General features: G+C 68.1%; 12 protein-coding genes. 5 read left to right on the top strand and 7 right to left on the bottom strand.

Translation table 11 applies throughout. The annotated features are described in order from the left end of the window. The first annotated feature begins 211 nt into the window (after positions 1-211). On the top strand, positions 212-850 hold the full coding sequence (locus tag QZM67_RS21095) for a Pr6Pr family membrane protein (RefSeq protein ID WP_043179140.1): 639 nt from the start codon (positions 212-214) through the stop codon (positions 848-850). Between the two features lie 48 nt (positions 851-898). On the opposite strand, the gene QZM67_RS21090 is transcribed toward QZM67_RS21095, so the two are convergent. Next, on the bottom strand, positions 899-1,633 hold the full coding sequence (locus QZM67_RS21090; protein WP_043177721.1) for a peptidoglycan DD-metalloendopeptidase family protein: 735 nt from the start codon (positions 1,631-1,633) through the stop codon (positions 899-901). A 425-nt stretch (positions 1,634-2,058) separates the two neighbouring features. Here QZM67_RS21090 and QZM67_RS21085 point away from each other — a divergent pair, with 425 nt between their 5' ends. Continuing rightward, positions 2,059-2,379 (top strand): hypothetical protein, encoded by a 321-nt coding sequence (locus QZM67_RS21085; protein WP_043177723.1) that lies wholly within the window; start codon positions 2,059-2,061, stop codon positions 2,377-2,379. A 118-nt stretch (positions 2,380-2,497) separates the two neighbouring features. Here QZM67_RS21085 and QZM67_RS21080 read toward each other — a convergent pair whose 3' ends face one another. The 4 genes from QZM67_RS21080 to QZM67_RS21065 all read right to left on the bottom strand — a co-directional run bounded on the left by QZM67_RS21080 (position 2,498) and on the right by QZM67_RS21065 (position 6,087). Next, positions 2,498-2,842, bottom strand: a complete 345-nt coding sequence (locus QZM67_RS21080) for a DUF4148 domain-containing protein (protein ID WP_043177725.1) — start codon at positions 2,840-2,842, stop codon at positions 2,498-2,500. A gap of 200 nt (positions 2,843-3,042) precedes the next feature. Continuing rightward, on the bottom strand, positions 3,043-4,455 hold the full coding sequence (gene gndA, locus QZM67_RS21075) for an NADP-dependent phosphogluconate dehydrogenase (RefSeq protein ID WP_175023028.1): 1,413 nt from the start codon (positions 4,453-4,455) through the stop codon (positions 3,043-3,045). A 97-nt stretch (positions 4,456-4,552) separates the two neighbouring features. Next, complete coding sequence (locus QZM67_RS21070; RefSeq protein WP_122949190.1) at positions 4,553-5,194, bottom strand: DUF938 domain-containing protein; 642 nt, start codon at positions 5,192-5,194, stop codon at positions 4,553-4,555. After that, positions 5,191-6,087 carry an NAD-dependent protein deacetylase gene (locus tag QZM67_RS21065; protein ID WP_175023026.1) on the bottom strand — a complete coding sequence of 299 codons (897 nt, stop codon included), beginning with the start codon at positions 6,085-6,087 and terminating at the stop codon, positions 5,191-5,193. Before QZM67_RS21065 ends, QZM67_RS21070 begins: the two co-directional genes overlap by 4 nt. A 1,037-nt stretch (positions 6,088-7,124) precedes the next feature. Here QZM67_RS21065 and QZM67_RS21060 point away from each other — a divergent pair. Further along, on the top strand, positions 7,125-7,856 hold the full coding sequence (locus QZM67_RS21060) for a GNAT family N-acetyltransferase (protein ID WP_301806343.1): 732 nt from the start codon (positions 7,125-7,127) through the stop codon (positions 7,854-7,856). A 31-nt stretch (positions 7,857-7,887) separates the two neighbouring features. Here the strand turns inward: QZM67_RS21060 and QZM67_RS21055 are convergent, their stop codons facing one another. Then, complete coding sequence (locus tag QZM67_RS21055; RefSeq protein WP_301806341.1) at positions 7,888-8,256, bottom strand: lysozyme inhibitor LprI family protein; 369 nt, start codon at positions 8,254-8,256, stop codon at positions 7,888-7,890. A 211-nt stretch (positions 8,257-8,467) separates the two neighbouring features. On the opposite strand from QZM67_RS21055, the gene QZM67_RS21050 reads away from it, so the two are divergent. Both QZM67_RS21050 and QZM67_RS21045 read left to right on the top strand, forming a co-directional pair. After that, a complete protein-coding gene (locus QZM67_RS21050; protein ID WP_301806339.1) occupies positions 8,468-9,427 on the top strand; it encodes an LLM class oxidoreductase in 960 nt (319 codons plus the stop codon). 303 nt (positions 9,428-9,730) lie between these two features. Then, entirely contained in the window at positions 9,731-12,178 is a 2,448-nt protein-coding gene (locus QZM67_RS21045) for a mechanosensitive ion channel domain-containing protein (RefSeq protein ID WP_301806335.1), read from the top strand. A 27-nt stretch (positions 12,179-12,205) separates the two neighbouring features. On the opposite strand, the gene QZM67_RS21040 is transcribed toward QZM67_RS21045, so the two are convergent. Next, complete coding sequence (locus QZM67_RS21040; protein ID WP_301806332.1) at positions 12,206-13,039, bottom strand: CerR family C-terminal domain-containing protein; 834 nt, start codon at positions 13,037-13,039, stop codon at positions 12,206-12,208. Between the last annotated feature and the right edge of the window lie 4 nt (positions 13,040-13,043).

The raw sequence follows: 13,043 nt of genomic DNA, 5'->3' as shown, positions 1-13,043 counted from the left end.
TGTATGCGGGGATGGGTGCAGGCGGCAACCGGCCTGCGCCCGGCAAAGCTGCCCCGATTGTAGCCGCACGTGCGCCCGGTTTTGCACGACTCGCGCAAATATCCGACGAATCGTCAACGTGCGTCGCGCGGCGCGCCATATGGAAAATCCGCATCGCGCGCCCAGACGGCTGTGGCACGATGGAGCTTTGGTGCGACGGCACGCGGGCATCATGAGCAAGGCGTTCTTCGTTGCGGCCTATCGGCTGACCGCCGCGTTGCTCGCGGTATCCACCACGCTGCACAGCGTCGCCGACTACTGGCACCTGCCGGGCTTCCATCTCGGCAACTACCTCAGCTACTTCACGCAACTGAGCAGCCTCTACGCGGCCGTGATGCTCGCCGCCGGGCTCTGGCGCATCGCGCGCCCCGGCTCGGCCCGCTACGAATCGATGCGCGGCGCCGCGGTGCTGTACGTCCTGATCACCGCGATCGTCTACGAACTCCTGCTCGCCCGGCTCGATGCGCTGCGCCACGTCACGCCGGCGTTCAACAACTGGGTGCTGCACCGGATCGTGCCGCTCGTCATGCTGTGCGACTGGCTGTACGTGGAGCCGCGCTTGCCGATCCCGTGGCGCAGCGCGGTCGCGTGGCTCGGCTTTCCGGTCGTCTATCTCGGCTATACGCTCGTGCGCGGCGCGCTGGAGAACTGGTATCCCTATCCGTTCGTCGATCCGCGGCCGCACGGCTACCTGCCGGTCGCGATCCAGTGTTCGATGATTGCGATCGGCGCAGTGGCGCTCGCACTGGGCATTCGCTGGCTCGGCAATCACGCGAGAGCGTCCGGCGCGATAACGTTCAGGAAAGGATGAAGGCGGGAACGTGTGCGCCGCCCGGCGCACACGGGTTGAGGCGGGTCGTCAGCCGCCGTTGCGCGGCAGGAAGTTCATCGGATCGACGACCTTGCCGTTCTGGCGCACTTCGAACTCGAACGTCGAACGGCCGCTTGCGTCGGTGCCCATTTCGGCGACCGGCTGGCCCTGGCGCACCGCGTCGCCTTCGTTGACGAGCAGTTTGCCGTTGTGTCCGTAGGCCGTGATGAGCCCGTTCTCATGCTTCAGGATCACGAGCGGGCCGTAAGCCTTGACGCCGGACCCGGCATAAACCACGCGCCCGGCCGCCGCGGCCCGCACCGAATGGTCGGGCCCGGATGCGGCGATCACGACGCCGCGCGTCTTGCCGGCCGCGAACGGCGCCGCCACGACACCGGTGGCCGGCCACGCGAGCGAGCCCGGCTGCGCGGCCGCCGCGGGCGGCTGCCCGAGCGACGTCGCGGCAGACGGCGGCGCGACGCGCAGCACCTGGCCGGGATACACGGCATCGGTCGGCGCCATGTGGTTCCAGCTGGCCACGTCCTGCACGCGCTGCCCGTACGCATTCGCGATGCCCGCGAGCGTATCGCCCGGGTTCACGCGGTAATAGCCGGCGATCACGCCCGGCGTCGCGGCCGACGTCGGTGCCGACTGGCGCGCCGGCTGCCAGCTATCGGTCCACGGCGTCATCGTGCAGCCCGTCAGCGCGATGGCCGCGGCAACCAGCGCCGCCTGCGGCAGCCAGCGCGTCAGCGCATCGTGGATGGGAATAGTTTCTCTCAAGGGTCCTCCCGGATTTGCGTCGCTGCGCCGCCCACCGCCCCCCGGCGCGCGACGCACGATGTCCGGCCGAAAGGCCGGACCAACCATTATCCGACCGCTGTCGCGGCCGTCAGTTTCCACAGTGGGACGTCGGCACGAACGGGCTCACCGGCCCCTTTTTCGCGTCGTCCCAATCGGCAAAGATACCATTTGTCGCGGTCAGGGCCGCGTCAGGTGCCCGGACCGGCAACAATCTTGCGTCATCGCAGCGGCGTGCCGGCGGCCTGCAAGCCGCGCCGCGCGGGCCGCCGGGCGGGCCTGTCGCGGATCCGCCGCCTGCCTCGCCGCCCTCGCCCGCCGTATCGATCCCGTCACATTCTCCCCTTCGAACGCCACCTATACTCGGTGATGCACTGCGCGATCCAACGACAACGAGGAGCATGACAATGAACAACGCGACGTTTCTTTCCGTGCAGCTCAACGCCGACGATTTCACCGGTTCCAGCGGCCTGGTCGAACTGCTCAACCGGCACCTGCTGTTCGCGACCGATGTCGCCGAGGCGGCCGATGCGCTCGTCCAGCTGGCGAGCGTCGCGCATATGACGGGCGCCACGCGCCATAGCGTCGAGCTGCCGGTCCTCGCGATCGAGCGGCTGCGCGATGCGCTCGACACGCTGAGCGGCTACGACGAAACGTGGCTGCAGGTGCTGGAACCCGCCGAAGCGCTGTTCCGGGATATCGGGCGCGGCCGGCGCCCGCTGCACTGAACAGGCCGCTGGCGCGATACACGCGCCGCCAATGAAAACAGCCCGCCGTTCCGCATGACGGAACGACGGGCTGTTGGATCTTCCAGGGTCGGATCAGGCCGCCGATGCGGCCGCACCATTAACGACCCTTGTAGATCGGGGCGTCGTCAGCGATACGCTTGACTTGCCAGCCGGTCTTGGCCTTGGCCGGCGCACCGGATTCTTGTGCGGCAGCCGGTTGGGCGCCGTAGCCGGTCGTGTCGGCAGCGGCGACGTTCTGTTGCGGGTTCAGGCGGGCTTCAGCAGCCTGGATGCCTTCCGGGTAGTTCGTACGGTCGCTGCCCAGCTTGTAGCCAGCCTGTTGCACGGCGACCAGATCGGCCTTCACCTGTGCACGGGTGACGGGTGCATTCTGTTGGGCGAACGAGACGGCGGGAACGGCGAGGACGGCAGCTGCGGCGAACGTTGCGATCAGCGATTTCATGATTACCTCCGGGATTTTTTTGCTCCGCCGCACACACCATGTCTGCAGCGATGGAACAGAGTTTAGTCCCGGCGTCCCCTAGGGAAAACCATGAAACAACGAAAACACTGTTTCCCCGGAGCCAACAATGTCGGCATCCGGGATCGAAAAACCCTACTCAAAGAATAGATTTTCGCAACAATGCTGTCCCCGCCAGCCGGTTACGACCAGTTCGCGTGGAAGCTGCCCGGCTTGTCGGTACGCTCGAACGTGTGCGCGCCGAAGAAATCTCGCTGCGCCTGCACGAGGTTCGCCGGCAGCCGCTCGGAGCGGTAGCTGTCGAAGTACGCGACCGCCGACGCAAACGCCGGCACCGGCACGCCGGCCTTCACCGCGGCGACCACGACGTCGCGCAGCGACGCCTGGTAATTCGCGGCGATGTCCTTGAAGTACGGATCGAGCAGCAGGTTCGCGAGCGCCGAATCCTTCGCGTACGCGTCGGTGATCTTCTGCAGGAAGCGTGCGCGGATGATGCAGCCCGCGCGGAAGATCTTCGCGATCGTCCCGAGATCGAGGTTCCAGCCGTACTCTTCGGACGCCGTGCGCAGTTGCGCGAAGCCTTGCGCGTACGAAATCACCTTGCTCAGGTACAGCGCGCGGCGCACCGCTTCGACGAACGCGGCGCGATCGCCGTCGAACGGCACGGCGGCCGGGCCCGACAAGACCTTGCTGGCCGCGACACGCTCGGTCTTCAGCGACGACAGCACGCGCGCGAACACCGATTCGGTGATCAGCGGCAGCGGCACGCCGAGATCCAGCGCATTCTGGCTCGTCCACTTGCCGGTGCCCTTCTGCGCAGCACGATCGAGGATCACGTCGACGAGGTGCTTGCCGGTCTCTTCGTCCTTCTTGCTGAAGATCTTCGACGTGATCTCCATCAGGTAGCTGTCGAGCTCGCCCTGATTCCACTCGGTGTACACCGCGCCGAGCTCGTCGTTGGTCAGGCCCGCGACGTCCTTCAGCACCGCATAGCTTTCGGCGATCAGCTGCATGTCGCCGTACTCGATGCCGTTGTGGACCATCTTCACGTAATGGCCTGCACCGTCCGGGCCCATGTACGCGACGCACGGCTCGCCGTCCGACGGCGCCTTCGCGGCGATCTGCTTGAGGATCGGCTCGACGAGGTCGTACGCGTCGCGCTGGCCGCCGGGCATGATCGACGGGCCGCGCAGCGCGCCCTCTTCGCCACCCGACACGCCGGTGCCGATGAAGTGCAGGCCCGATTGCGCGAGCTCCTGGTTACGGCGGATCGTGTCGGTGAAATGCGTGTTGCCGCCGTCGATCAGCACGTCGCCCTTCTCGAGCAGCGGCTTGAGCGATGCGATCGTCGCATCGGTCGCCTCGCCAGCCTTCACCATCATCAGGATCCGGCGCGGCGTTTCGAGCGACGCGACGAACTCCTCGAGCGTATAGGTCGGCACCAGATTGCGGCCGGGGAATTCGGCGATCAGTTCGTCGGTTTTCTCGCGGCTGCGGTTGTACACCGACACCGCGTAACCGCGGCTCTCGATATTGAGTGCGAGATTGCGGCCCATCACCGCGAGCCCGATCACACCGATTGCTTGTTTGCCCATTAGTCAATTCTCCGGAAAAAACGGGGCGCGACCCGAGCCGGGTCGCGCGCACAGGCGAAAGGATAGTGGAAACCCGGCAGCGATGCGCGCTTCCGTGTCATTGCTCCGCGTGCGGCAGCCGCCGGAACACGACGCTCAGGTTGTTCGCCGGCATCTCGACCACCTCGATGCAGTCGAGCCCGCGATCGAGGCCGAGCGCGACGACCGTCTCGAGATCGCGCACGCCCCACGACGGGTCGCGGCTGCGCAACTGCAGGTCGAACGCTTCGTTCGACGGCGCCGTATGCCGGCCCTCGCGGCGGTACGGCCCGTACAGGAACAGCACGCCGCCCGGCCGCAGCAGGCGCGACGCGCCCGCGAACAGCGCGTCGGTGCAGGCCCACGGCGAGATGTGAATCATGTTGATGCAGACGATTGCATCGAGCGCGTCGACCGGCCACGACGCGTCGCGCACGTCGAACGCCAGCGGCCCGGCAACGTTGGCGAGGCCCGCATGGGCAACCCACGCGGCGATCGAGCGCCGCGCCTGCGCATCGGGATCGCTCGGCTGCCAGTGCAGGCCCGGCAGCGCCTGCGCGAAGTGGACTGCGTGCTGCCCCGTGCCGCTCGCGATTTCGAGCACGCGGCCGCTCGCCGGCAGCACGCGGCGCAACACGTCGAGGATCGGCCCGCGATTGCGTTCGGCCGCCGGCGCCGACAGCCGCGCGGACGGATCGGGCGAAGCGGTCGGGCCGGTCACGATGCCTGCTCCGGTGCGTGGCCCGCGAGGCCCAGCCGCGCAGTCAGCGCGTCGAGCGCGGGTGCGCAGCGCGCCTCGACCTTCAGCGTCAGTATCGGATCGGCACGCGTATGGCCGAGATTGAGCGCGGCGACCGGCTTGTTCTGCGCCTGTGCCCACACGCAGAAGCGGTAGCCGGAATACACCATCAGCGACGAGCCGACGACGAGCAGCGCATCGGCCGCGTCGAGCGCCTGCGACGCGAGCGCCACGCGCTCGCGCGGCACGTTTTCGCCGAAGAACACGACCGCCGGCTTCAGCAGCCCGCCGCACGCGGGGCACGCCGGGATGCGGAACGTGTCGAGCGCGGCCCATTCGAGGTGCGCGTCGCCATCCGCGGCCGGCTCGGCTTCCGCGCCCAGCAGATCGGGATTGTCGGCCTCGAGCATGACCTGGATCGTCGCGCGTGCATGATGCGCGCCGCAGCCGAGGCACGTGACGCCGTCGATGCCGCCGTGCAGCTCGATCACGTCGCCACTGCCCGCGCGCTGGTGCAGGCCGTCGACGTTCTGCGTAACGAGACGCTCGATCCGCCCCGCGCCGCCGAGCCGCGCCAGCGCGACGTGCGACCCGTTCGGCTGCGCGCGGCCGACGACGGGCCAGCCGATCATGCTGCGGGCCCAGTAGCGCCGCCGCGCGGCATCGGAGCCGAGGAATTCGTGGAGCTGGATCGGCGGCGAGCGCATCCATTGACCATTGCGATCGCGATAGCCGGGAATACCGGAGTCGGTACTGATGCCCGCGCCGGTCAACACCAGCAGGCGCGGATGACGCTCGACGAACGTGTGCAGCGCATCGAGCGCGGCCGGGTCAACGTCGGCGGTTGAAGAGTCGTGCAGGGCTTTGTCGTTCATGTTGGCAACGCGTGATCGGGCGCGCCGGCAAGCCGTGCGCCCGCACGGGCGGCCAGGCACGCCAGCACATGATACAGAACGCCGCGCGATCGGGCCGATGGCTCGCGTCGCAAACCGGCGCACAAAAAAAGACGCCCATCCGCCACTTGGCGATGGGCGCTTCAACAATTGATCCATCGGGGTAGTGGATCAACTGACAGCACAATTTCGCGGCGCCCGCCCTGCTACGGCCGGCGAACGCTTCCCCTGGACACCCTGTGTTCCGCGATGCCGAATGCATCGATGCGCTGCCGGCTTTCCGGTGCGATCCGGTTCGGACCCGTCGCGCCGACGCGATGCACGGCGCGCGCACGCCTACGCCGCGCGACGACTCGCGTTGCGCGCGGCTGCATGACGATCCGGGATCCGGGCCGGGCCATCCACAGGCATTCACGGTTCATCCCCGACGGCCGACCGGCACCAGTCGGCCTCGTGCGTCACCCCTGCACGTCGTCGTTCAGAACGAACCCGATTGCTCGGATGGAACGGAAAGCCGCGCGCTCACGTCGCCTCGAAAAACGGCGAAGCGAACAACCCGGCAGGTCGGCGATTCATGTTTGCAACATGACATGTTGCGATTCGGTCTGTTTTCATTCTCTTGTCCCCGTCTCCGATACGTCCGACCCACTGAAGCGATTGCCGGACCGACTGCGTCCGCGACCGCGCTCACGGCCTGCACAGATATGCAAGGAGCGCACCATGCTTCATGCCACAAGGCCGCGCGGGCCGAAACGGGGCCAGCGACGCGAATCGCGCACCGACAAGCAGCGCGAACGTTTCGAAACTGAAACGCCTGCCGGATCGGCAGCCGTCGGCCGGGCAGGCCGTCACGCCGGGCCGGCCCGGCCGGTGCCGACGTCACGGCGTTGCATCTGCGCGCGATCGTCGATCGGCTTACAATCGCCCCACAGTGCGGCGCGCACGAATGGACGCGCAGGCCCGCCCTGGCATTCCTCGCGCAGCTCGCCGCCACCTGACCGGAGCCTCCTACCCGACGCATGCCTGACACACACGACTGGCTGGATATCAACTACCGCACGCTGTTCCGCCTGCATCCGGATCGTCGGATCGAACGCGAGAACGATCCCGACTGCTCGCCGGGGCCGCGCTTCTGGCTCGGCCGATGCGCGGATGGCAACCTGGCCGGCGTACGCGCCGACGTGCCCACCGCTGTCGCGGACGAACTCGCGCGCCTGGCCGACAGCGAACCGCTGCTGGCGGATCGCACGCCCCCCGCGCATCTCGAACGCTATCTCGCGCGGCTCGCGCCTGTCTCGCACTGGAACATCGGCTTCGTCTACGCGCTGCCGCACGCACTCGGTTTCGACACCGACGCGCGCGTCGCGCTGATCGATGGCGACAGCGACGCAGGCCGGCATCTGCTGCATGCGCTGTCCACTCGCGGGACGCCCGAAGGCCTGTGCTCGATGGGGTTTCGGAGCGTCGCCGATCTGTGGGCGCCGTGGTGCGCCGCCGTCGTAGACGGAGAGGTCGCATCGATCGCATTCGCCGCGCGGCTCTCTGACGTCGGTGCCGAACTCGGTCTTGCGACGGCCCCCGCGTTTCGGGGGCGCGGCCTCGCGGCGGCGGTAACCGCCGCGTGGTCGCGGCTGCCGTCGCTTCAAACGCGCACGCTGTTCTACAGCACCGACAGCGACAACCTCGCGTCACAACGCGTGGCGTCGCGCCTTGGCCTCACGCTGCGCGGCACGACGCTGCGGGTGGCATAGCGCCGGGGCCGGCGCGCCACCTCGACACACCTCAACGAAAGGCTTCGATCGCCTTCACGCGACGCTCGGTTTCGTCGACGAAGCAGCTGTCGACCTCCACCAGCCCGAGCGTGCCGCCTGCATCGGGCTGCCGCGATTCGGCGCAGGCGGCATCCCGCGCCTTGAGCCAGCGGCGCTCGTCGTGGCGCAACCTCGCCTTGCCCGGCTCATCCAGGTTCGCCATCTTCGTCTTGTAGACGGCATTCAACCGTTTGTCGGCCGCTTCGTATTTCAGCCGGAGGCAATTGCGGACATCGGCCGTGTAGCTCGTTTCCTCGGCGGTCTTGCAGATAGCGGCGCGCTCCGCGTCGTCCGCGAGCGCATCGGATGCAACCGCGAAGAGCATCGCGCTCGCCGCCAAACCGATCATCGTGTGTTGAAGGACGTTCATCCGGATTCGTTGTTTTCAATGACGGAAGGCACCGATTATGCCCGGCCCGCAGCCCGCATGGCCCCCGTCGTCTCGACACCAACCGGTCAGCCTGCCATGCCGCACAGCCGGCGTGCAAACACGCTAGCATTCGGACACGCCACATCACGCGTTCGCTTTGCACCGCCGCCAAGGATTCCCCATGACCACGCCCGCCCCCGCCCAACCCGATGTCGCGCATCGCGTCTTTTCGGACGGACGGTTGTCGATCGGCCTCACGCTTCCATTGCTTCGCACCGGCCATATGGTCGCCGACTTCGACGAGCAGCTCGAACTCGCGGCGCTGGCCGACACGCTCGGCTTTCGCGCGCTGTGGATTCGCGACGTGCCGCTGAACAGCGCCGACTACCCCGATCCGGTCGGCCACCTCGACCCGTGGGTCCTGCTCGGCGCACTGGCGTCACGCACGCGCCGGATCGCGCTCGCCAGCGGCGCGATCGTGCTGCCGCTGCGTCATCCGCTGCATATCGCGAAAGGCGCGCTGTCGGTCGCGACGCTGTCGGGCGGACGCTTCATCCTCGGGCTCGGCTCCGGCGATCGGCCGCCCGAATATGCGGCGTTCGGCGTCGATGCGGAGACGCGGCGCGACCGCTACCGCGCGCACTGGGACGTCGTCGCGGCCGCGCTCGGCGCGCCATCGCGCGTCCTCCCCGATGAAGCGCCGCCCGATGCGCCGGAATTCACGCTGCTGCCGCGCGGCGCCGACGCGGTACCGATGCTGGCAGTCGGCTCGGGCGGGCAAAGCGTCGACTGGATCGCGCGTCACTCGATCGGCTGGATGACGTACCACCGCGATCCGGACACGCAGCGCGCACGCTATTCGATGTGGCGCGCGGCGGTCGACCGGCTCGCGTCGCCGGCCTTTCGCGCATTCGGCGTGTCGATGCGGCTCGACCTCGCCGCGGATCCCGATGCGCCGGCCGCCGCCTTGCCGCTCGGCTATGCAACCGGACGCCGCGCATTGATCGACATCCTGCAGGACATGCGCGCGGCGGGCACGCATCACGTCACGCTGAATCCGGGTTCGGACCGGCCCGTGCGCGAAGTCATCGAAGAAATCGCCGAGCACGTTCTGCCGGCTTTTCACGACGGGCACGCATGATTCAGCAGGATTCCAGATTAATTATTCCGATGCGATGGGTGCGTCGCTCACCGTTACCGACACGCGGGCATTACAAACGCCCTACATTTCGGTACTTGAAACGCTCCCACCCGTCTGACTGCCTACAGTCCACGTCAGACACATGACTGCGCAAATACGCCGCAATCGCCCGCAGCGCGTCGTGTATGCCCAATTCGAATGATTGTCGACGGAACTATTCGGTTCCGCTCGCGATCATGTTAACTTCCGTCCATCGTTCAGCCCGGCGGGCCGCGCGCCGATGCGCGCCCGCATGCCAACTCCATGCGACATTTCCTCCTCGGCTGGCTGCTTGCCGCCGTCGTCTCGGCCGCCCACGCGGCCATGCCCGCCCCGGCCGCCGCGTCGGCCGCTTCCGGCACCGCGCCCGCGCTGACGCCGCAACAGGCGCAGCAGGCACTCAATGTGCTCGAGAATCCGCGCGATCGCGCGCAGGTCGAAACGACACTGCGTGCGATCGCGGCCGTCGGCGCGCTTGCCGCGCCCGCGGTCCCGGCAAGCGATGCGGCTGCGGCCAGCGGCGCGTCGGCTGCCGCGGCCCCGGCCGCGCTCACGTCGAACGGGCTCGCGTCGATGCTGGTCCGGCAGGGATCGCGCTGGACCACCGAAATCGGCGATGCGCTGAAGGAATCGCTGCGCTCGCTGCTCGATGTCGGCTCGGTCGGAAGCTGGTGGCATGACCGGCTGGTGCGCGCCGACGCACGCGCGGATCTCGCGCACGCGCTCTGGATCATCATCGCCGTGCTCGTGCCCGCGCTCCTGGTCGAATGGTTCGCGAAGCGGCTGTTGCGACGTGCGCTGGCCGCAGTGGCCGCACGGCGCGCCGACACGTCGCGCCGCACCGCGCCCGAGTCCGTTACCGTCGAATCCGCCACGCCCGACGACGACGACGCGCCGCCGGACACCCCCGACGCCGCGCCCGCCTCGTCGGAAGGCCGTGGCCACGCACGTCGCCACACCACGCTGCTGTACCGAATGCCGCGTGCGCTCGTCAGCCTTGCGCTGCGCGCGGTGCCGCTGCTCGTGTTCGTCGGCGTCGCGAGCCTGACGATGTCGGCGATCGGCGATGCCGGCGGCCCGATCGAATCCGCGCTCGAAGCACTGATCGACATCTACGTGATCTGCCGCCTCGTCACGATCGTCAGCCGGCTGTGCTTCCAGCCCGATGCACGGCAATTGCGGCTGCTGCATATCAGCGACGCGTGGGCCGACTTTGCCCAACGCTCGATCGCGCGAATCGCGATCGTCGTCGGCGCCTGCACCGCAGCGGTCGAGGTCGCCGCGAACTTCGGTCTGAGCGACGCCGGTCACCTCGCGCTGCTGAAAGCCGTCGCACTCGTCGGGCACCTGATGGTCTCGGCGCTGATCCTGCAGTGCCGCCGGCCCGTCGCCGCGCGGATCCGCGCGGCCGGCGAGGACCGTCCGTCGTTCGCGATGATCGGCAACGCGCTCGCCGACGCATGGGCGCCCGTGTCGGTATTCATCGTGATGGCGTTGTGGTTCGTGTGGGCGCTCGACGTCCACAACGGCTACCGCGTTTTGATCACGCTCGGCGGCCGCTCGATCGCCGTGATGATCGGCATGCGGATGGTGTCGATCGTCGTGTTCGGTGCGCTCGCGCGGCTGTTCCAGGGCCGCGACGAAGACCGCACGCTCGTCCATGCGCACGCGTACCGCTACTACCCGCTGCTACGCCAGATCCTGTCGGGCGCGATCGGCATCGTGACCGTCGCGCTGCTGCTGCAGATCTGGGGCGTACCGATCTTCCGCGCGTTCGAAACCGGCACGATCGGCCACCGGCTTGCGTCGGCACTGGTGACGATCGCGATTGCGGCCATCGTCGCGCTCATCGTGTGGGAAGCCGCGAACATCGCGATCGAGCGCCGGCTGCAACGATGGACGCGCGAAGGCAATCTCATGCGCGCGGCGCGGCTGCGCACGCTGCTGCCGATGCTGCGCTCGCTGCTGTTCGTGATGATCGCGCTCGTCGTCGTGCTGACGGGCCTCAGCCAGCTCGGCGTGAACGTCGGCCCGCTGCTTGCCGGCGCCAGCATCTTCGGCGTCGCGCTCGGCTTCGGCTCACAGAAGCTCGTGCAGGATTTCATCACCGGGATCTTCCTGCTGATGGAAAACGCGATGCAGGTCGGCGACTGGGTCACGCTCGCCGGCGTGTCGGGCACGGTCGAGTACCTGTCGATCCGCACCGTGCGACTGCGGGCCGGCGACGGGTCGCTGTACACGATCCCGTTCAGCTCGGTGACCACCGTCAACAACACGAATCGCGGGCTCGGCAACGCGGCCGTCAAGATCAGCATTGCCTACGGCGAGGATATCGATCGCGCGATCGCGACGCTGAAGGAGATCGGCGCCGCGTTGCGCGACGATCCGAAATACCGCGACGGCATCCTGTCGGACTTCAGCTACTGGGGTATCGATCAGGTCGACGGCGCAACGCTCGCGCTGGCCGGACAGATGCAATGCACGGACTCGACGCGCTGGAGCGTGCAGCGTGAATTCAACCGGCGGATCGCGGAGACGTTCCGCGAACGCGGCATCCGGATCGCCAATCCGCAGCGCAGCGTCGTCGCGTACGCGGACGGATCGCAGCCGGTCGTCGATGGCGAAAACGACAGCAACGGCAACAACGGCCATGCCGTCGAAGCGACGGCCCGGCCGCCGTCGCCGGCCGAACCCGCGCGCAAGCCGAATTGACCGGCCGCGGCTGACGATACGCCGCGTTCAGCGCGCGGCGGGTTTGTTCACACGCCGGGGGCTTTTCGCGGCAGGTGCCGGCGCCTTCGCCTTCACCGTGCGTTTCGCCGCCGCACCCTGCCCGCGCTTCGGGCCGGATTCAGGCGCCGCAGCCGCGACGTCGCACTGCGCGTGCCATTGCTCGAGCAGCATGCGCGTCTGTTCCGCGATCGTGTCGATCAACAGCGCCGCGCGCTCGCCCTCGAATGCCTCCCATTCGAGCAGCTGCAGCGCCGAACGCTGCGCGATGTGGAACACCGTGATCTGCCCGAACAGGCTCAGCGCGCGCAATCGCGTGACGGGATCGTCGGCCGGCCGCCCCGAGATGCGGCCGATCAATTCGGCGCTCACGTCGTTGAGCGGCTTGCGCATGCGCGTCATCAGGATTTCGCTCGCGCTCGCCGGCTCCTGGCCGCCTTGCTCGCGCGCGAAGAACATCCGCTGGTTCATCGTCTTCGGCGCCGTGAACATCCGGTCCGACAGCGCACGCAGCAGCCCGACGAACGCGTCGATCAGCACGTCGACGTCCGCGTCCGCATCGAGCATCGCCCACGCATGGCCGACCGACGGTGCGAACACCTCCCAGCCGTGCTCCGCGATCGTCTCCACGCACGCGCGGTACACGCCCTCCTTGTTCTCGAAGTAGTACTGGAGCGCCGGCGCGTTCACGCCGGCCATCGCGGCGATCTCGCGTGTCGATGCACCCGCGAACCCGCGCTCGCCGAACAGTTCGATCGCCGCCTCGATGATCCGCTGGCGCGTTTCGTCGCCGCGGGCGTAGCCGCCCGCCGACGTACGGCGCAGCTTCTTCGCTTCGTTCATGCCT

Origin of the sequence: Burkholderia sp. AU45251 (assembly GCF_030482905.1) — a bacterium.
Lineage (GTDB): Bacteria > Pseudomonadota > Gammaproteobacteria > Burkholderiales > Burkholderiaceae > Burkholderia > Burkholderia aenigmatica.
Note: the sequence above shows the minus strand (reverse complement) of the source record. Positions and strands in the feature narration are given on the sequence as shown.